The organism is Streptomyces sp. NPDC039465, assembly GCF_055639315.1.
The window spans coordinates 306,086-324,868 of sequence record NZ_JBVKAP010000006.1; the positions used below are offsets into that span (position 1 = coordinate 306,086).

Consider the following 18,783-nt stretch of genomic DNA (forward strand, 5'->3'; position numbering starts at 1 on the left):
GTTCACCGGAAGACGCGATATGTTGCGTCCCGTCGCGTCCGGTCGGTGTCGTCGTAGGAGGTCTGCGCCATGAACGAATGGTCCGTCGCCGAGCCGAAGAAGCTCACCTTCGACGACCCCGTGACGGCCCTCAAGGTGCGGGTCGTCAACGGAACGGTCAACGTCGTCGGCACCGACGAGGGTTCCACCCGCCTTGAGGTCTCCGAGATCGAAGGGCCGCCGCTGACCGTCACCCTGGACGGATCGACGCTCACGGTCACCTACGAGGACCTGTCCTGGGGCGGCTTCCTCGACTGGATCAAGAACAGGCTCCCCCTGCGCGACTGGCGCCGCCGCGCGGTCGTCACGCTCGCCGTCCCGGCCGGGACGGACGTCGAGGTGGGCGCCATCGAGGCCGCCACGATGGTCTCCGGCATCCGGGGGCGTACGGACGTACGCGGCATCAACGGCGACACCACGCTCGTCGGCCTGGCCGGCGCGGTCCGCACGGAGAGCATCGGCGGCAGCGTCGAGACCCAGTCCGTCACCGGCGACCTGCGCTTCACGTCCGTCTCCGGCAGCCTGACCGTCGTCGACGGCGGCGGGCCCTCCGTGCGCGCCGAGTCGGTCAGCGGTGACATGGCCGTCGACCTCGGCACCGGCGGACCGGCCGACATCCGGCTCGCCAGCGTCTCCGGCGAGGTCGCCATCCGGCTGCCGCACCCCGCGGACGCCCAGGTCGAGGCGAACACCACCAGCGGCTCGGTCGCCAACGCCTTCGACGACCTGCGGATCAGCGGGCAGTGGGGCGCCAAGAAGATCACCGGCACGCTGGGGGCGGGCACGGGCACGCTGAAGGCGACGACCGTGACCGGCTCGATCGCCCTGCTGCGCCGCCCGGCCCCGGCCGCCGAGAGCGGCACCGACTCCGGAAAGGTCCTCTGAGATGCCCCCCGTCTTCGCCCACGGCCGGCTGCGGCTGTATCTGCTCAAGCTCCTGGACGAGGCACCGCGCCACGGCTATGAAGTGATCCGCCTGCTGGAGGAGCGCTTCCAGGGCCTGTACGCGCCCTCGGCGGGCACGGTCTATCCGCGCCTGGCCAAGCTGGAGGCCGAGGGCCTGGTCACCCACGCCACCGAGGGCGGGCGCAAGGTGTACTCCCTCACCGACGCCGGCCGCGAGGAACTCGCCGGGCGGGGCGGTGAGCTGGCCGACCTCGAACAGGAGATCCGCGAGTCCGTCTCCGAGCTCGCCGCCGAGATCCGCGACGACGTGCGCGGCGCGGCGGGGAAGCTGCGCCACGAGATGCGCGCGGCCGCGAGCGAGACGCGCACCGCCGGCGGACCGGCCGGAGCCTCGGTCTTCGACGACGCCAAGGAGGAGCTGCGCCGGGCCAAGCAGGAGTGGAAGGAGCAGACCCGCCGGGCCAAGGACGAGTCGCGCCGCGCCCGCGAGGATGCCAAGGCGGCCCGGCTCCAGGCGAAGGAGGCCCAGGAGAAGGCGCGCCAGGAGGTCCAGCGCATCGCCCGCCAGGTCCAGGACCACTTCGCCCGCGGCGACTGGCCGGCCGGTCTCGGCAGCCTGCTCGGCACCCTCCCCGCGAAGCCCCAGGCGGCCCCGCCCACGGACTGGCCGGCCCCCTCCGGCGACCCGGCCCGCGACCTGGACCGCCTCCTCGACCGCTTCCGCGACACGATCCGCGACGCGGCCCGGGACCACGGCGTGACCGAGTCCCAACTGACGGAGGCCCGCTCCCGCCTGGCAGCCACGGCGGACGACCTGACCCGCCTGCTGGGCGACGGCTAGCCGGCGGGGGCGGGCGAGCCGAGCGGACGCGCGGGCGGCCAGGGCCGGGCAGCCGAGCCCGGACGGGCGCCGGTCGTCGAGCGGACGCGCCGCGGCAGGGGCCGACGCGCCGGAGGCCGGACGTACCAGCCATGCCAGGGCCGGGCAGCCGAGCCCGGACGGGCGCCGGTCGTCGAGCGGACGCGCCGCGGCAAGAGCCGACGCGCCGGAGGCCGGACGTACCAGCCATGCCAGGGCCGGGCAGCCGAGCCCGGACGGGCGCGGGGCGCCGTCACACCGAGGTCAGCCCCGACCGGCCGTGACCGTCACCGTCAGCCCCGGTCGGCCGTGACCGTGACCCGCGTCCCCGGCGTCGCGTACACCCGCACCACCCCGTCCCGGCCGCGCACCGCCACCGCCCGGCCCTCCGTGGCGACCCGCCAGCCCGGGCCCGGCAGTCGCAGTTCGGTGGGGCCGCCGCGCCGGGCCGCGTCGTAGACCAGGCGGTACGTTCCCGACGCGTACGCCGAGGAGCGCACCGTGCCCGCCACCGCCGCCGCGTACGGCTGGGCGGTCTGCTCCTTGTTCGTACGGAAGGCGCCCGTCGCGTCCACCGCGCAGTAGCCGCCGCCGTAGCACCACACGTAGCCCGCCCAGCCGGAGGTGTAGCGGCCCAGCGACGCCAGCGCGTCGCGGTAGAAACGGCCCATGTTCGGCAGGGAGTTGTTCAGCGGGCCCCACTCCCCCACCACGACCGGGACCTTGTACTCCTTCGGGTAGGCGGTGACCGCCGCCTCGTACGACTCGATCCAGCCGGCCGCCGGGTCGTAGTCCGCGCCCGCCTCCATCACGGTGTTGTAGAAGTGCGGGGCGTAGACCACCTTCGGGTCGTCGATCCTGCCGAGGCCCGTCGGGACGCCCTCGCCCACGATCGGGGTCGGCTCGACGAAGATCCAGTTGTCCTGGTCGACGGAACGGACGGCGTCCGCCAGGCGGTTGTACATCGCCGTGAGGTGGTCCCGCTCGATCCGGCGCGCGGCCGTCGGCAGGTCCTCGCCCTCCTTGAGCTCACCCATGGGCTCGTTGACGAGGTCGTAGCCGAGGACGGCCGGATGGTCCTCGAAGCGGTCGGCGAGCACCCGCCACATCCGGGCCTGCGCCAGCCTCAGGTCCGGGTCCTCGTAGAGGTGGGTGAAGGCGCGCTGCACGGCCGGTTCGAAGTACTCGGCGAACCAGTCGTCCGGGTGCGGGGTGAACGGCAGGCCGTCCGTCCGGGTCGCCCACCCAGGGATCCCCCGATGCCCGAAGGCGGGGCCGAAGACGTCCTGGTGGGCGTCGATCAGGACCTGGACGTCGTACTTCTCCGCCCAGTCCAGGATCCGCTCGATCTTGCGGAGATACGCCTGGCTGTACTGGCCCCTGCGCGGCTCCAGGTCGTCCCAGAAGACCAGCAGCCGGGCGAAGTTGAAGCCGTTCGCGCGCAGGTCGCGGAAGTGCTTCTCGGTGATGGCGGACAGGGCCTGCTCGCCGCGGTGAGTCTTGTCCTCGACGTTCCAGCCGCGCAGGGTGAGCGTCCGGCCGCGGTCGTCGGTCAGCGGCGGTATGGCACCCCGCTCCGCCGGCTCTTCGGCACGGGCGGCCGTGGGTGTGAGCAGGGCGGCCACGACGGCCGCGGCGAGCAGGGACGTTCGGGCACGACGCATGGGGACCTCCGGCACGACGGTACGACGGTGGGTCGCGGTGGGTACGCGGTGCCGGAGATCCCATCAGCTCATCTGACGGGCCATCAAGACGTCGTCAGGACGATCTTTCCGAAGAGCTCGCCGCTCGCCATCTTCTCGAAGCCCTCGCGCGCCCGGTCCAGCGGCAGCACCTCGTCGATCACCGGCCGCACCCCGGTCGCCGCGCAGAACGCCAGCAGGTCCTCCAGCTCGTCCTTGGTGCCCATGGTCGAGCCGACGACCTTCAGCTCCAGGAAGAAGATCCGGGTCAGCTCGGCGTGCGCGGGCCGGTCGCCGCTGGTCGCGCCGGAGATCACCAGAGTGCCGCCGGGGCGCAGCGACTTGACCGAGTGGGACCAGGTGGCCGCGCCGACGGTCTCGATCACCGCGTCCACCCGCTGCGGCAGCCGGGCACCGGGCTCGTACGCCTCGACGGCGCCGAGCTCCACCGCGCGCTTGCGCTTGGCCTCGTCCCGGCTGGTGGCGTAGACCCGCAGGCCCGCCGCCTTGCCGAGGACGATCGCGGCGGTGGCGACGCCGCCGCCCGCGCCCTGCACGAGCACGGAATCGCCGGGCCTGACCCCGGCGTTGGTGAACAGCATGCGGTACGCCGTGAGCCAGGCGGTCGGCAGACAGGCCGCCTCCTCGAAGGAGAGCTCCTTCGGCTTGGGCAGGACGTTCCAGGTCGGGACGGTGACCTGCTCGGCGAAGGTGCCCTGGTAGCGCTCGGTCAGGATGGAGCGCGGCTCGTGCGGGCCCACGCCGTGGCCGGACTGGCCGATCACGGAGTGCAGGACGACCTCGTTGCCGTCCTCGTCGAGGCCGGCGGCGTCACAGCCGAGGATCATCGGCAGCTTGTCCTCGGCCAGACCGACGCCGCGCAGCGACCACAGGTCGTGGTGGTTGAGCGAGGCGGCCTTGACGGTGATCGTGCTCCACCCGGGCCGCGCCTCGGGCGCCGGGCGTTCGCCCAGTACGAGGCCGTTCAGGGGCTGGTCACGGTCGATTCGGGCGGCGTAGGCAGCGAACATGGCCCGAGCGTAGGACCCCACCGATGCGCGGCGGAACCGCGCACCGGTGTGACACGCCTCCCGTTTTCCGTGTTCAGTCGCGGCGGTACTGCGCTCAGTCTCGGCGGTACTGCGCCGGGGAGTTCTTCGTCGCCGGGTCCTCGTACGAGCCCGCCTTCCCCCGGTCCACGTGGAACGTGGTCAGGGTGGTCACCGGCGACGCCGGGTCGCGGCGGTCGGCGATGACGCGCATGTGGGCGCTGAAGCGTTCCGGGGTGACCTCGTAGACGTCGTAGCCGTAGCGGTTGCCCTCGAAGTACTTCAGATGCGGGTTGGCCGCGCCCATCAGCGGCCCGTTGGTGGCGTTCCAGCTGGCGGAGTACGCCCCCGAGGTCACCGAGTGCGCCGTGAACTCCGTGCCGACGACCGGCGAGGAGGTGTCGTCGAAGTCGGGGCGGAGGTCGTCCACGAAGGCGGAGTGCCAGTCGCCGGTGACCACGACCAGGTCCTCCAGGCCGCTGCTGTGGACATGGCCGAGGACCTCGCGGCGCTCGGCGAGGAAGCCGTCCCACTGGTCGGTGAACATGTACGAGCCGCCGGGGCGCCCCCGCAGCTGGCTGAGCATGATCGAGTTGGCCCAGACGTGCCAGGCGTCCGGGGCCTGGCTGATGCCCTGCTTGAGCCAGGCCTTCTGCTCGGCGCCGAGGATCGTGCCGTCCTTGAGGTTCTGCGCCGAGCGGTACGACCGCAGGTCGAGGACGGTGAGTTCGAGCAGGCCGCCCCAGCCGCGCCGGCGGTGGATGACCGGATCGGGCAGCGCGCCGTCGCCGCTCACCCCGTCGCGGTGCGGCATGTTCTCGTACCAGGCCTGGTACGCGGCGGCCCGGCGCTGGAGGAACGGCGCCCCGCCGCCGGTGCCGCTGTAGTCGTTGACGACCTCGTGGTCGTCCCAGGTGAGGAACCACGGGTGGGCGGCGTGCGCCTCGCGCAGCGAGGCGTCGCCCTTGTAGAGGGCGTGCCGGCGGCGGTAGTCGGCGACCGTGAAGATCGCGCCGCCCTCGTGGTCGCGTACGTGGTCGGCCGGGACGCCGCCTACCTGGCCGTGCTCGTAGATGTAGTCGCCGAGGTGGACGACGAAGTCGACGTCCTCGCGGGCTATGCCGCGGTGGGCCGCGTAGAAGCCGTCGTGGAAGGCCTGGCAGTTGGCGGCCGCGAAGCGGACCTTCGAGACCGGCCCCGAGGGCGCGGTCCGGGTCCGGCCGACGCGGCTGGTACGGCCGAGGGCCTTGAAGGCGTACCAGTAGGTGCGGCCCGGGGTGAGGCCGTGCACCGGTACGTGCACGCTGTGGCCGAGCGTCGCGGAGGCGGCGACCGTGCCGCGGGCGACGACGCGGCGCAGCGCGGAGTCGGTGGCGACGGTCCAGCCGACCTCGACGATCTCGGGGAGGTCCTGCTCGGCGGCGAGCGGCTCGGGGGCGAGCCGGGTCCACAGCAGGACGCTGCTGGGCTGCGGGTCGCCGGAGGCGACACCGAGGGTGAACGGCGCCGGGTCGTAGTCGGCGCCGAGGGCCTCGGCGGCCTCGCGGGCCTGGGCGGGCGAGAGGCCGGCGCTGAGCGGCCAGACGGCGCCCAGGGCGCCCGCGGCGCCGGCGGCCCGGAGCAGGTCGCGTCGGTTCAGGGTCATCGGGTGCTCCCGGTCGTGGTCAGCGTGAGCGTGATGCCGTCCGCGTAGCCGTCGTTGGAGGTGCCGCCGCCGCTGCGGGTGAGCACCAGCTGGACGCGGGCCGTGCGGGCGCCGGGCGGCACGGTGGCGGTGGCGTGTCGCTCGACGAGGCCGGTGCGTCCGCCGCGCTCGGCGGAGGTGACGGGCCCGAGGACGCTGAGGGCGAGCGGCGTGCCCCGGGTGTCGCGGAACTCGACGGAGAGCTGGGCGCCGTCCTCCTGGGTGGCGTATCCGCCGAGCCAGGCGGTGAGCTCGTACCGCGTGTATCCGGCGTCGATACCGGCGGTCGGCAGGGTGATGTCCTGGACGAGGACGGTCCTGGGGCTGTTACCGCCGGAGAAGAAGCGGCTGCCCCGGGGGGCGGGGCCGGGGTCGGCGGTGCCCGGGTAGCCGCCGCCGAGGGTGTAGGCGATGAGCGCGGGCGCGCCCTGGACGACCTTCCACCCGGTCACGGACCCGACGGGTTCGGCGGTGCCGCCGGGACCGCTCTCGGCGTCGCCGTTGACGACCAGATTCACTCGCGCCTCCTGTGATGGGGTTCGGCGCGGTGCATCACAGCAGCCCCGGGTGAACCCTGGAAGGCGCGCGGAGGAACATGACCGGTTCATGCCCGGTACGGGTTCGTGCGCGGTCTCGCGTCGTGCCGGCTTCGCGTCCGGTCCGGCCTCACGCTGCCCGTACGGGGACGGCGAAGGGCCCCGCCCGGCCGGCGGGGCCCTTCACGCGCGCGTACGGAACGTCAGCGGCGCGCCACACCCTCCGCACGGGCCGCGGCGGCGACCGCGGCGGTGACGGCGGGGGCGACCCGCTCGTCGAACGGGGACGGGATGACGTAGTCGGCGGCGAGGTCGTCACCGACCACGTCGGCGAGCGCGTCGGCCGCGGCGATCTTCATACCCTCAGTGATCTTCGACGCCCGCACCTGCAGGGCCCCGGCGAAGATGCCGGGGAAGGCGAGGACGTTGTTGATCTGGTTGGGGTAGTCCGAGCGGCCGGTGGCCACGACGGCGGCGTACTTGTGCGCGACGTCGGGGTGGACCTCGGGGTTCGGGTTGGCCATGGCGAACACGAACGCGTTCGGGGCCATGGAGGCGACCGCCTCCTCCGGAACCGTACCGCCCGAGACGCCGATGAAGACGTCCGCGCCGGCCAGGGCGCTCTCCAGGGAGCCGGTGAGGCCGGCCTTGTTGGTGAGCTCGGCCAGCTCGCGCTTGACCGGGGTCAGGTCCTCGCGGTCCAGGCTGACGATGCCCTTGCGGTCCGCGACCGCCACGTCACCGAGGCCGGCCTGCAGGAGGAACTTGGCGATGGCCACACCGGCGGCGCCCGCGCCGGAGATGACACCGCGCAGGTCGCCCAGGGTCCGGCCGGTCAGCTTGGCGGCGTTACGGAGCGCCGCCAGCGTGACCACGGCCGTGCCGTGCTGGTCGTCGTGGAAGACGGGGATGTCCAGGCGCTCCTGGAGCTTGCGCTCGATCTCGAAGCACCGGGGGGCCGAGATGTCCTCCAGGTTCACCCCACCGAAGGACGGGGCGAGCCGGACGACGGTGTCGACGATCTCGTCGGTGTCGGTGGTGGCGAGGGCGATGGGCACCGCGTCCACGCCACCGAACTGCTTGAAGAGGATCGCTTTCCCCTCCATGACCGGAAGGGACGCCTCCGGTCCGATGTCGCCGAGTCCGAGCACGGCCGTACCGTCCGTGACCACGGCGACGACCTGAGACTTCCAGGTGTAGTCGTGGACCAGGTCCGGCTGCTCGGCGATCGCGGTGCACACCTTGGCGACGCCGGGCGTGTACGCGAGGGACAGGTCGTCCTTGTCACGGACGGGCACCGTGGCCTGAATGGCCATCTTGCCGCCGCGGTGAAGCGCGAAAGCCGGATCGAAGGGCTCCTCCTGAGCCCCTTCCGTACCGCTGTCGCTGCGAGGATTGACGATCTCCGCTGCCATTGGGTTGACCCCTTAAGTCTTCATCATTTGAGGGTGGCCACTCCTGGTTGAGGAGGGGTGGGTGGGTCCCGCAGCCGCCGTGTCTGGCAGCCGCGCGGGCGCGCCGCACAACGCGCCCTGAGCCCCGGATGAGGGGTGTAAGGATCCTTCTTACCGGACGGACGGTACCGGCGACGAGTCCATTTCCGGGTATCCGTCACTCCAGACCGCCTCGGCGGTGACACGACTCGTCCGCTCATGTCAGGACACGTCCGGCAGGGAGGCGGTTTGCCGCCTTCACCTCGTCCGCATCACGAGATGAACCGAAGATTTTCCGGTAGGAAGGTGGTGTCCCCGCAGAAGGTCCGGCCTTGATCCACTGGCCTCGCGGGGTTCGGGGGTCACCCGTTATCCGATTTTGACATGCGTGCCCCCCTGATTCGTGGGGTCCGAATGGCAAGATGCGCGTAATCACACGAGGTCGCGACACCCGAAGGTGCGTGCCCGACCCGACTGGCAACTCCCTCACCCGCCGGAGGAACCCGACCATGACCGCAAGCACCACCCGCTGTACGGCCGTCGCGAAGTCCCGGAAGTCCCGGATTGCCGCGGTCGCCGCGATCGCGGTGGCGGGCTCCATGCTGCTGACCGCCTGTGGAGACCAGACCGAGAGCGGCACCACGAAGGACGGCGGCGCCACCGCCGGCAGCGCCGCCCCGCTCTTCTCGAAGCTGCCCGCCAAGATCCAGAAGGCCGGCGTCATCAAGGTCGGTACGGACGCCACCTACGCGCCGATGGAGTTCAAGGAGGGCGCGAACATCGTCGGTGTCGACCCCGACGTCGCCGCCGCCATGGGCAAGCAGCTCGGTGTGAAGTTCGAGTTCACCAGCGGCACCTTCGACACCCTGCTGGGCGCCCTGCCGACCGGCCGTACGGACATCGTCATGTCGTCGATGACGGACACCAAGGCCCGCCAGGAGGGTCTGGACGACAAGGGCAAGAAGACCGGCACCGGTGTCGACTTCGTCGACTACTTCTCCGCGTCGACCGGCATCCTGGTCAAGAAGGGCAACCCCGAGGGCATCAAGTCCCTGGACGACCTGTGCGGCAAGAAGCTCGCCGTGCAGCGGGGCACCACCTACGAGCAGGCCGCCAAGGACCAGTCCGCCAAGTGTGAGAAGGACGGCAAGGCGAAGATCGCCATCGAGGCCTTCCCGACCGACGCCGAGGCGCAGACCCGCGTCAAGGCCGGCGGCGCCGTCGCCGACCTGAACGACTCCCCGGTCGCCGCGTACATCGCCAAGACCGCGGGTGGCGGCAACGACTTCGAGGCCATCGCCAACAAGTCGGACGCCGGTCTCTTCGGCATCGCCGTGGACAAGAAGAACACCGAGCTGCGCGACGCGCTCAAGGCCGCGCTCGACGCGATCATCAAGGACGGCACGTACAAGGCCGCCCTCGACAAGTGGGGCGCCGCCGACGGCGCCGTGACCGAGGCCAAGATCAACGGCGGCTCCTGACCCGCGCAGTACTGAAGGGCAGTCGCTGTGACTGACAAGCTCGACAAGGTTCCCGGCCCGGCGGACACCCCGCCGGCCGGCTCCGTCCCCCCCGAAATGATCCGCGCGATCCCCGTCCGTCACTGGGGACGCTGGGTCAGCGGCGTGATCGCCGTCATCCTGCTCGCCGCGCTCGCCTACGCCTTCTCGCAGGGCAACGTGCGCTGGGCCACCGTGCCGGAGAAGCTCTTCGACGGCACGATCATCAGCGGCATGTGGAACACGATCAAGATCAGCGTGGCGTCCATGGCGCTGGGTCTGATCCTGGGCGTGGTCTTCGCGGTCATGAGGCTCTCCAAGAACCCCGTGACCAGCAGCATCGCCTGGCTCTACATCTGGCTCTTCCGGGGCACCCCGGTCTACGTCCAGCTGCTCATCTGGTTCAACCTCGCCCTGATCTTCCCGATTCTCAACATCGGGTTCTACAAGGACGAGATGACCGATGTCATGACCCCCTTCCTGGCCGCCCTGCTGGGCCTCGGCCTCAACGAAGGCGCGTACATGGCGGAGATCGTCCGTGCGGGCATCCAGTCCGTCGACGAGGGCCAGACCGAGGCCTCGCACGCGCTGGGCATGTCCCAGACGAAGACCATGCGCCGCGTGGTGCTGCCGCAGGCGATGCGCGTGATCGTGCCGCCGACCGGCAACGAGTTCATCAACATGCTCAAGACCTCGTCGCTGGTGGTCGCGGTCCAGTACCCGGACCTGCTGCGGGCCTCCCAGGACATCGCCTCCACCTCGTTCGCGGTGATGGAGATGTTCTTCGTCGCCTCGATCTGGTACCTGATCCTGACCACGGTCTTCAGCATCGGGCAGTACTACCTTGAGAGGTACTACGCGAGGGGCGCCCTGCGCTCGCTGCCGCCCACCCCGTGGCAGAAGATCAAGCAAAACCTCTCGTCGTTCTCGAACCGCAAGGCGGTGGCCAAGTGACTGCCATGGTGAAGGCCGAGGGCGTCCACAAGTCCTACGGCCCGGCGCACATCCTCAGGGGCATCGACCTGGAGGTCGCCCCGCGTGAGGTGTTCTGCCTGGTCGGCCCGTCCGGCTCCGGCAAGTCGACCTTCCTGAGGTGCATCAACCACCTGGAGAAGATCAACGCCGGCCGGCTGTACGTCGACGGCCAGCTGGTGGGCTACCGCCAGAAGGGCGACAAGCTCTACGAGCTCAAGGACAGCGAGGTCGCGGCGCAGCGCAAGGACATCGGCATGGTGTTCCAGCGCTTCAACCTCTTCCCGCACATGACGGCCATCGAGAACGTCATGGAGGCCCCGGTCCAGGTCAAGGGAGAGTCGAAGGCGGTGGCGCGGGAGCGCGCCGTCAAGCTGCTCGACCGGGTCGGCCTCGGGGACAAGGCCGGGAACTACCCCTCGCAGCTCTCCGGCGGACAGCAGCAGCGCGTCGCCATCGCCCGGGCGCTGGCGATGGAGCCGAAGCTGATGCTCTTCGACGAGCCGACGTCGGCGCTCGACCCGGAGCTGGTCGGTGACGTCCTCGACGTCATGCGGGACCTGGCCGAGTCGGGCATGACCATGATCGTGGTCACCCATGAGATGGGCTTCGCCCGCGAGGTGGGCGACTCGCTGGTCTTCATGGACGGCGGCGTGGTCGTGGAGTCGGGCCACCCGCGCGACGTCCTGACCAACCCGCAGCACGACCGGACGAAGGCGTTCCTGTCGAAGGTGCTGTAGAGACACGGACAGGCCGGAAGGGGCGGTACGGATCCATGGTCCGTACCGCCCCTTCGGCGTGGGCGGCCCTACTTCAGGGCCAGCACGAGGCAGTCCGAGGGCGACGCCCAGACGGGCCTGGCCTCGGCGAATCCGGCGGCGCGCAGGGTCTCGGCGTGCCACTGTGCGGAGGGGGCGTCGCCCTCGGCGTGCTCGCCGTAGATCGCGAACCGCTCGGCCGTGGGCGCGGCAAGGACCGGGTCGGCGGCGGCGAGCTGCCACCACTCGGCCCAGTCGAGCGCCCCGGAGGCCCGGGCGCGGTCCATGGCGGCGTGACGGTGGGCGCGCTCGGCGGCGTTGATGCGCGGGGTGGTCTCGTCGATCATGTGGTCGGCGTTCATGAAGACGCCGCCCTCGCGGACGAGCCCGGCCAGCTGCCCGTACAGCGCGGTGAGCGGTCCCTCGTGGAGCCAGTGCAGGGCGGTGGCGGTGAGGACGGCGTCGTACGCGTCATGGGGCAGCGCGGACGTCCAGTCGGGGTCCTTGAGGTCGGCGCGGACGAAGGTGACCCGCTCGTCGCCGGCGAAGTGGCCCTCGGCGATGGCGAGCAGCGCGGGGTCGAGGTCGACGCCGGTGCTGGTGGCCTTCGGGAACCGCCGCAGCAGCCGGTCCGTGATACTTCCCGTACCGCACGCCAGGTCCAGGACGCGGGGCTCGGTGCCCACCAGGGCCTCGACCATGTCGAGCATGACCCGCAGCCGCTCCTCGCGATCGGGCATGTACCACTCCTGCTGGCGGTCCCAGCTGTCCTGCCAGGCCTGCCAGTCCGTGGTGTCCGCCGTTGTTTCCGCCATCGTGACCTCCCGCTCCGTAATACCCTCGAAGTGCACGCGTCCGTTACCCCCCCGTGGGCACCGACCCCAGACCGCCTCCGTAAGGACTACAAGTGGAACTGGCCTATTACTCGGACTATGCCGTGCGGCTGGTCAACACCGAGGAGCCGGCACGCAACAAGGACACGCTCACGTCCGTGGAGGCGGTGCGCGAGCTCTTCGGTGAGGCGTCCCAGATGGCGCGGCGCGTCACGGACGCCGACGTGACCCGCTTCCGTTCGGTACGGGCCCGGCTGCGGGCGGTCTTCACCGCCGCCGACGCCGGGGACCACACCGGCGCCGTGGACCTGCTCAACTCGCTGCTGCTCGAGTTCCCGGTCAGCCCGCAGATCTCGGGCCACGACTACCTCGACGACGAAGGCCACCCGCGCTGGCACATGCACCTGGCGGACCATCCGTCCAACGCGACCGCCGGCTACGCCGCGATCGCCGCGATGGGGCTCGCCTTCCACCTCACCGAGTTCGGCGCGGACCGCTTCGGCCTGTGCCAGGCAGCGCCCTGCCGCAACGCCTACCTGGACACCTCGACCAACCGCTCCCGCCGCTACTGCTCGGACCGCTGCGCGACCCGCGCCAACGTGGCCGCCTACCGGGCCCGCAAACGGCTGGAGAGCGAGCGGTCGGAGAGCACCGGCCGCACCGAGGAGAGCAGCCAGGACAGCACGGCCCCCACCGAGCGCTGACCGCCGGGCGCGAGGGGCCGGTACCTGGCCCGCACGCGCCCGAGCAGGAGATCGGGCGGCACACTGCCGAAGACCCGGCTGTCACCGCCCTCGGCATGCGGATTGTCGCTCTCCACCCACCAGCCGCCGCCCCGCCGCCCGGTCAGCCGCTTGACGATCCGCAGATCCTGCTGGAGCGGATGGCGCAGCACGACCACGTCACCCGGCCGGGGGGCCGCGCCGTAGTGGACGAGCAGCAGATCCCCATGGAGCAGCGTGGGCACCATCGAGGGTCCGGTCACCTCGGCGATCCCGAACGGCGCTCCCGATTCCCGCCCCTGATCCGTCATCCGGCACCTCCCGGTCCGATCCTCCACGAGTCCTATGGTGACCCTGGACTTTTGTCCTAAGCCCAAGGGGGCCCTCGCGAAAACGCGCTTCTCACGGAGTAATGTCCCACCTGAGAAGACGATCACGAGGAAGGACAGCTCAATGCTCTCCCGCCTGTTTGCCCCCAAGGTGAAGGTCAGCGCCCACTGCGACCTCCCCTGCGGTGTCTACGACCCGGCCCAGGCCCGCATCGAGGCCGAGTCGGTCAAGGCCGTCCAGGAGAAGTACCAGGCCAACGAGGACCCGCACTTCCGGGCCCGCGCCACGGTCATCAAGGAGCAGCGCGCGGAGCTCGCCAAGCACCACGTCTCGGTGCTGTGGAGCGACTACTTCAAGCCGCCGCACTTCGAGAAGTACCCGGAGCTGCACACGCTGATCAACGACACGCTCAAGGCGCTGTCGACGGCGAAGGCTTCGACGGACCCGAAGACGGGCGAGAAGGCGCTGGAGCTCATCGCCGAGATCGACCGCATCTTCTGGGAGACCAAGAAGGCCTGACCTTCGGCGAAAGGGCGGCACGGCCCGGCATTCACGCCGGTCGCGCCGCCCTTTGTCGTACCCCCGCGCCGTTCACCCCACCCGCAGCGTGTAGCGGAGCTTCTCCTTCGGTTCGGCGCCCAGGCGGGCGTAGAAGCGGATCGCGCGCTCGTTCCAGGACGGGGTCTGCCACTGGATCTCGGTGAGACCCAGGGAGCGGGCCTCCGACTCGACCGCGGTCATCAGGAGTGGGCCGAGGCCGAGGCCGCGGTGGGCGGCGGAGAGGTAGAGGCAGTCCATGTGGAGGTATTCGCCCTCCCAGGTGGAGATCTCCGGGGCGCAGGTGGCGTAGCCGGCCAGGGTGTTGTCGGGGAGTTCGGCGACCAGGCAGCGCAGGCGGGGGGTCGGGGTGGTGAACAGGAGGGCGTCGAGGCGGTCGGTGAGGCCGGGTCTCGGGGGTGCGGCCTTTTCGTAGGCGGCGTGTTCGGCGGCCAGTTCGGCGATGCGGGGCAGGTCCTCCGGGCGGGCGTGGCGGACCCTCGGCGCCGTCAGGGGTGCCTCGTGGGACCAGGTGGCCAGGGAGTACACGCGGCCCTTGTTCTCGACCGGCACCGGCGCCGTGTCGGTGCGGCGGAATCCGGCGGCGGTCGCCACGGCCACGCTCGCCGTGTTGTCCGGGTCTATCTCCAGGACCACGCTCGGCAGTCCGAGGGTGGTGTGCGCGTACGCGGTGAGCAGCCGGGTCGCCCGGGCGGCCAGGCCCTGGCCGCGGTGGGCGGCGCCGACGCCGTAGCCGATGGCGCGGTTGGGGACGCTGATGAGGACCTCGCCGAGCGGCTCCCCGCCGTCCTCGGTGATCGCGAGATGCAGCCGGGTGTTCTCTTCCCTGGCCCGCTGGACAGCGTCGAGGTACGCCTCCGCAGCGGCCCGGTCGAACGGCGAGGCGAGCGGGGTGCGGTAGGCGATCTCCGGGTCGTCGAAGAGCCGGACCATGGCCGGGAGATCCGCCTCGGTCCACTCCCGCAGGACGATTCCCTCCCCCGCGATGCGCGTCGTCACTGTGCGCCCCTCCCTTTCGCTGTCGGCAGCAGGGCGGACCGGTCACGCCGCCCTGAGCAGCGGACTCCCGTTCCGCAGCAGCCACTGACGGTACGCGGCCGCGCGCAGCGCCGCCTCCCGGTATGCCGAGGCCAGTTCGGTGTAGAGCTCGTCGATGGGGGTCCCGGGGCGGGCGTGCAGCAGCAGCCGTACGGCCAGGGGGTCGTCGCGCAGGGGCCGGATCGCCATGTCGTCACGCGGCCCCGAGGTCGGCTGGCAGGGCGCGACGGCCTCGCCGAGGACGATCAGGGAGGCCGCGGTGTGGTAGTCGGCGTGCAGGACGGGCGGGTCGATGCCTGCCTCGGCGAGGACGCGCCGTAACCCGTCCCATTCGCCGTCGACGGTCGGATCGACCATCCAGCGGTCGGTGGCCAGGTCGGCGAGGTCCACCACCGGTTCCGCGGCGGCCGGATGGTCCCGGGCCATGGAGATGAACTGCGGTTCGCGGTCGACGAGGACGCGGCGTACGAGCCCGTCCGGGACGCGCAGCGGACAGCCCTCGACCTCGTGGACGAAGGCGACGTCGAGCTGGCCGGCGGCGACCATCCGCAGCAGCGCGTTGGCGGAGACGTCCATGTGGAGGGCGAGGTCGGTGCCAGGCAGCCGGTGGCGCAGCCGGCGCAACCAGCCCGGCAGGGCCCGGCTGGCGGTGGAGCCGACCCGCAGCCGGGGGCCGTCGGCGCGGGCGGCGGCGGCCCGGGTCTCGGTGACGAGGGTGGCCATCTGGGAGACGAGGGGCCGGGCCCGGCTCAGTACGGAACGGCCCAGCGGCGTCGGGCGGCAGCCGGTGCGTTCGCGGGCGAAGAGTTCCGCGCCGAGCGCGTTCTCGATCCGCCGCAGCTGGGTCGTCAGCGAGGGCTGGCTCATGCCCAGCTGGCGTGCCGCCTTGTGCAGACTGCCCGTGTCCGCGATGGCGCAGAGCACGCGCAGATGTCTCACCTCCAGCTCCATGTCCTGAGCGTAGGCCGGGCCCCCAGCTCGCACCAGATGTTCAATCCGGTCCAATTAGCTGCGAATCCATGGGCAGTTGGGGCGGGTGATGCCGTGGTGCTATCGCCGTTTGACATCATCCGCGCGGCCCGGGCGCTCCCCGACACTCTGACCGACCGATTCAACCGGACGCGCCCACCCAGCGCGTGACGGACGAGCAGGAGCCCCCCATGAGACACCGTATGTCCGCCGTGGCCACCGCACTCGGGCTGGCCATGGCCGCCCTCGGAGCCGTACCCGCCACCGCCGCCCCCGCGCCGGCCCCGGCCGCCAGCACCGTGGCCGCGTACGCCGGTTCGGCCGAGAACGCCCAGGCGAACAAGGCCTTCTTCGAGGCCGTCATGAAGTCCGTCGCCGAGAAGCGCGCCGCGAACCCGCGTGCCCTCGCGGTGACCGTCGTCTACTCCGCCGCGAACGCGCCCAGCTTCCGTACGCAGATAGCCCGGAGCACCCAGATATGGAACAGCTCCGTGTCCAACGTGAAGCTCCAGGAAGGCAGCAACCCCGACTTCCGGTACTACGAGGGCAACGACTCCCGCGGCTCGTACGCCAGCACCGACGGGCACGGCCGGGGCTACATCTTCCTCGACTACCGGCAGAACCAGCAGTACAACTCGACCCGCGTGACGGCCCACGAGACGGGCCATGTGCTCGGCCTGCCGGACCACTACAGCGGTCCGTGCAGTGAGCTGATGTCGGGCGGCGGTCCCGGCACGTCCTGCCAGAACGCGCAGCCCAACGCAGCCGAGCGGTCCCGCGTCGACTACCTGTGGCGCAACGGTCTTGCGGCAGCGGCGGCGAAGGTTTCCTGAACCCGCTGACACGGGGGCGCCCCGCCCGGGCCGGCGGGGCGCCCCTCCCGTATGTTGCGCCGACAGCGGAACCCCTTGGGGCCTACGGTCTTCGCGGCGACAGTGGGGCGCGAAAACGGCGGACGACCGGCTGCGAGGGAGACTCCCGTGACGAGCGAACGACCCGAACGACCCGAGACGCTGTACGAGGCCGTGGGCGGAGCCGACGCACTGCGCCGGCTGTCCACCACCTTCTACGAGGGCGTGCTCGCCGATCCCCTGCTGGCCCCGGTCTTCAAGGACTTCACCGAGGCCCATGTCGAGCACGTCGCGGTCTGGCTGGCCGAGGTCTTCTCGGGACCGGCCGGTTTCACCGCCGAACTGGGCGGCCACCAGGCCCTGCTCCGTGCCCATCTGGGGCTCTCCGTCACGGAGGAGCAGCGGCTGCGCTGGATGGAGCTGATGGCCGCGGCGGTCGACAAGGAGCTGCCCGACGACGAACTGCTGCGCCGCCGGGTGGTGGAGTACTTCGACTGGGGAACGAAGATCGCCCGCGAGGTCTCCGCCTCCCCGCCCGGTACGGACCTGGGCGAGCCGGGCCCGACGCCCCGCTGGGGGTGGCAGGGGTTGGCCTGAGCGAGGGCCCGGTCCGTGTCGTCAGGCGTTCTCCAGGAGGCGGCGGCCGAACTCCGCTCCCGGGGGCAGCTGGCGGGCGATCCTGGCGAGGGCCTCCTCGAAGCCGCCCCCGGCGATGCCCGATTCGTATGCCGTGCCACCGTGGTGCAGGGTCAGGCTCAGGTCCACCCGGTCACTGATCGTCAGCAGGCAGCTGAGAGTGGCTGGTTGGGCCGTCCCACCCGTCACGACGGGCAGCGGAAGGTCCCATTCGAGGACACACCCGGTCAGGGCCGTGCCGTCGGCGGCCCTCAGTGCGGCGAAATCCGCGCCCTCATACTCGATCCCCCTGATGCGGGTGGCCACCCGCCGTCCGCCCGCCGTGATGACGATCGCTTCCGCACCCCGGCGGTCCCGGTACCAGCCGGTCCACACTTCCGTCGACTCCGATGACATGCGCGGACTGTAGCGGTATGACTGGTCGGGCCGCGCGGCCGGTCACCCCGGAGCCTGACTTCTGCCGGTCTCGACGTCCTTGCCGGTCTCGTCCGGGACCTCGGCCCCCTCCTGACGGGCCTCGGTCCCCTCCGGACGGTCCTCGCCGGGCTGCTCCGTGGCACCGTCGGGCGCGCGTCCGAACAGCTTGCAGTCGGGGTTGTGGCAAGGCTGGGGCTCCCAGACGGGAACCCATGCCCCCAGACTCTTGTGTCGCTTGATGACCGTTCCGACAGGCTGCCCACAGGCCGGGCACACCGGCTCGCCCTGCGGCCCTCGGACGGTTCGTCGTCCTTCGCTGCCCATACCCCCCAGGGTAGACAGTCGTACGAGTCACCGCTTCCTGGTGTACGACCGTACGAGGACGCCGTTGTCGAAGGCACGCACGGAGCCCAGCTCGAAGTCCCGGGCGGCGAAGTCGGCGCCGAACATCGGCATTCCCGCGCCGAAGACCTGCGGATAGGTCTTGATGACCAGCTCGTCGATCTCGTCGATGAGCTCACCGGCGATGGTGGAACCGCCGCAGAGCCAGATGTCCTGGGCGCTGTCCTCGGCCTTGAGCGCGCGGACCCGGCCGACCAGGTCGTCGGCGATGAGCTCGACGTTCGGGTCCGGGGACTCGGTGAGCGAGCGGGTGGCGACGTACTCCCGCATCTGGGCGTACGGGCTGGTCACGCCGATGTCCAGGCCCAGCTGGTACGAGCGCATGCCCTGGATCACGGTGTCGAAGTGACGGTTCTTCGTACCGGGCTCGATGCCCAGCACCGGCCAGGCGTGGGCCGCGACCGTCTCGGGGTACTCGGCCTTCAGATACTCCAGGAACTCGCCGGCCACATAGCCGTACGTGGAGGTGCCATCGCCCTTGGGGTCCCCGATGAAGCCGTCGATGGAGCAGGCGATGAAGTAGGTGAGCTTGCGCAAACCGATCCTTTGGTCAGGTGGAGCGGCCGCCGTTGCGACCACGACGGATATAGTGCTTCACCTGTAGTGGTTA

20 protein-coding genes are annotated in these 18,783 nt (G+C 71.2%); 9 read left to right on the forward strand and 11 right to left on the reverse strand.

Annotated elements, in window-relative coordinates; genetic code table 11:
* Window positions 1-69: 69 nt before the first annotated feature.
* Entirely contained in the window at window positions 70-924 is an 855-nt protein-coding gene (locus ACZ7LT_RS21755) for a DUF4097 family beta strand repeat-containing protein (RefSeq protein ID WP_471237712.1), read from the forward strand.
* A 1-nt stretch (window position 925) separates the two neighbouring features.
* On the forward strand, window positions 926-1,786 hold the full coding sequence (locus ACZ7LT_RS21760; RefSeq protein ID WP_471237713.1) for a PadR family transcriptional regulator: 861 nt from the start codon (window positions 926-928) through the stop codon (window positions 1,784-1,786).
* A 311-nt stretch (window positions 1,787-2,097) separates the two neighbouring features.
* On the opposite strand, the gene ACZ7LT_RS21765 is transcribed toward ACZ7LT_RS21760, so the two are convergent.
* The 5 genes from ACZ7LT_RS21765 to ACZ7LT_RS21785 all read right to left on the reverse strand — a co-directional run bounded on the left by ACZ7LT_RS21765 (window position 2,098) and on the right by ACZ7LT_RS21785 (window position 8,170).
* Complete coding sequence (locus tag ACZ7LT_RS21765) at window positions 2,098-3,468, reverse strand: cellulase family glycosylhydrolase (protein WP_471237714.1); 1,371 nt, start codon at window positions 3,466-3,468, stop codon at window positions 2,098-2,100.
* An 83-nt stretch (window positions 3,469-3,551) separates the two neighbouring features.
* Complete coding sequence (locus ACZ7LT_RS21770) at window positions 3,552-4,517, reverse strand: zinc-binding dehydrogenase (protein ID WP_471237715.1); 966 nt, start codon at window positions 4,515-4,517, stop codon at window positions 3,552-3,554.
* Window positions 4,518-4,611: 94 nt separating this feature from the next.
* Window positions 4,612-6,180 carry an alkaline phosphatase D family protein gene (locus tag ACZ7LT_RS21775; protein ID WP_471237716.1) on the reverse strand — a complete coding sequence of 523 codons (1,569 nt, stop codon included), beginning with the start codon at window positions 6,178-6,180 and terminating at the stop codon, window positions 4,612-4,614.
* Entirely contained in the window at window positions 6,177-6,737 is a 561-nt protein-coding gene (locus ACZ7LT_RS21780; protein ID WP_471237717.1) for a phosphoesterase, read from the reverse strand. The genes ACZ7LT_RS21775 and ACZ7LT_RS21780 overlap by 4 nt, the downstream gene beginning before the upstream one ends.
* A gap of 221 nt (window positions 6,738-6,958) precedes the next feature.
* Window positions 6,959-8,170: an NAD(P)-dependent malic enzyme gene (locus ACZ7LT_RS21785; RefSeq protein WP_471237718.1), complete on the reverse strand. Its 1,212-nt coding sequence runs from the start codon at window positions 8,168-8,170 to the stop codon at window positions 6,959-6,961.
* Between the two features lie 527 nt (window positions 8,171-8,697).
* Here ACZ7LT_RS21785 and ACZ7LT_RS21790 point away from each other — a divergent pair.
* From ACZ7LT_RS21790 to ACZ7LT_RS21800, 3 genes are read left to right on the forward strand one after another with little or no spacing between them, the layout of a single operon-like run.
* On the forward strand, window positions 8,698-9,669 hold the full coding sequence (locus ACZ7LT_RS21790) for an ABC transporter substrate-binding protein (RefSeq protein ID WP_471237719.1): 972 nt from the start codon (window positions 8,698-8,700) through the stop codon (window positions 9,667-9,669).
* Between the two features lie 27 nt (window positions 9,670-9,696).
* Window positions 9,697-10,641 carry an amino acid ABC transporter permease gene (locus ACZ7LT_RS21795; protein ID WP_471237720.1) on the forward strand — a complete coding sequence of 315 codons (945 nt, stop codon included), beginning with the start codon at window positions 9,697-9,699 and terminating at the stop codon, window positions 10,639-10,641.
* Between the two features lie 5 nt (window positions 10,642-10,646).
* Window positions 10,647-11,399, forward strand: a complete 753-nt coding sequence (locus ACZ7LT_RS21800) for an amino acid ABC transporter ATP-binding protein (RefSeq protein WP_471237902.1) — start codon at window positions 10,647-10,649, stop codon at window positions 11,397-11,399.
* Between the two features lie 68 nt (window positions 11,400-11,467).
* Here the strand turns inward: ACZ7LT_RS21800 and ACZ7LT_RS21805 are convergent, their stop codons facing one another.
* Window positions 11,468-12,232: a class I SAM-dependent methyltransferase gene (locus ACZ7LT_RS21805; RefSeq protein WP_471237721.1), complete on the reverse strand. Its 765-nt coding sequence runs from the start codon at window positions 12,230-12,232 to the stop codon at window positions 11,468-11,470.
* Between the two features lie 92 nt (window positions 12,233-12,324).
* Between ACZ7LT_RS21805 and ACZ7LT_RS21810 the strand changes: the two genes are divergently transcribed.
* Window positions 12,325-12,954: a CGNR zinc finger domain-containing protein gene (locus ACZ7LT_RS21810; RefSeq protein WP_471237722.1), complete on the forward strand. Its 630-nt coding sequence runs from the start codon at window positions 12,325-12,327 to the stop codon at window positions 12,952-12,954.
* Here ACZ7LT_RS21810 and sodX read toward each other — a convergent pair.
* Complete coding sequence (gene sodX / locus ACZ7LT_RS21815; RefSeq protein ID WP_471237723.1) at window positions 12,858-13,283, reverse strand: nickel-type superoxide dismutase maturation protease; 426 nt, start codon at window positions 13,281-13,283, stop codon at window positions 12,858-12,860. The genes ACZ7LT_RS21810 and sodX overlap by 97 nt on opposite strands.
* A 142-nt stretch (window positions 13,284-13,425) precedes the next feature.
* Here sodX and sodN point away from each other — a divergent pair, with 142 nt between their 5' ends.
* Window positions 13,426-13,821, forward strand: coding sequence for a superoxide dismutase, Ni (sodN, locus tag ACZ7LT_RS21820; protein ID WP_019889364.1), 396 nt, complete (start codon window positions 13,426-13,428; stop codon window positions 13,819-13,821).
* A 72-nt stretch (window positions 13,822-13,893) separates the two neighbouring features.
* Here the strand turns inward: sodN and ACZ7LT_RS21825 are convergent, their stop codons facing one another.
* Together ACZ7LT_RS21825 and ACZ7LT_RS21830 are read right to left on the reverse strand one after the other, a co-directional pair.
* Complete coding sequence (locus ACZ7LT_RS21825; protein WP_471237724.1) at window positions 13,894-14,859, reverse strand: GNAT family N-acetyltransferase; 966 nt, start codon at window positions 14,857-14,859, stop codon at window positions 13,894-13,896.
* A 42-nt stretch (window positions 14,860-14,901) separates the two neighbouring features.
* Complete coding sequence (locus tag ACZ7LT_RS21830; protein WP_471237725.1) at window positions 14,902-15,849, reverse strand: LysR family transcriptional regulator; 948 nt, start codon at window positions 15,847-15,849, stop codon at window positions 14,902-14,904.
* A gap of 209 nt (window positions 15,850-16,058) precedes the next feature.
* Between ACZ7LT_RS21830 and snpA the strand changes: the two genes are divergently transcribed.
* Together snpA and ACZ7LT_RS21840 are read left to right on the forward strand one after the other, a co-directional pair.
* Window positions 16,059-16,700, forward strand: coding sequence for a snapalysin (gene snpA, locus ACZ7LT_RS21835; RefSeq protein ID WP_471237726.1), 642 nt, complete (start codon window positions 16,059-16,061; stop codon window positions 16,698-16,700).
* Window positions 16,701-16,847: 147 nt separating this feature from the next.
* Window positions 16,848-17,315 carry a group II truncated hemoglobin gene (locus tag ACZ7LT_RS21840; RefSeq protein WP_471237727.1) on the forward strand — a complete coding sequence of 156 codons (468 nt, stop codon included), beginning with the start codon at window positions 16,848-16,850 and terminating at the stop codon, window positions 17,313-17,315.
* Window positions 17,316-17,336: 21 nt separating this feature from the next.
* On the opposite strand, the gene ACZ7LT_RS21845 is transcribed toward ACZ7LT_RS21840, so the two are convergent.
* Together ACZ7LT_RS21845 and ACZ7LT_RS21850 are read right to left on the reverse strand one after the other, a co-directional pair.
* Window positions 17,337-17,750 carry a DUF6304 family protein gene (locus ACZ7LT_RS21845; RefSeq protein WP_471237728.1) on the reverse strand — a complete coding sequence of 138 codons (414 nt, stop codon included), beginning with the start codon at window positions 17,748-17,750 and terminating at the stop codon, window positions 17,337-17,339.
* A gap of 372 nt (window positions 17,751-18,122) precedes the next feature.
* Entirely contained in the window at window positions 18,123-18,710 is a 588-nt protein-coding gene (locus ACZ7LT_RS21850; RefSeq protein ID WP_471237729.1) for a dihydrofolate reductase family protein, read from the reverse strand.
* Window positions 18,711-18,783: the final 73 nt, after the last annotated feature.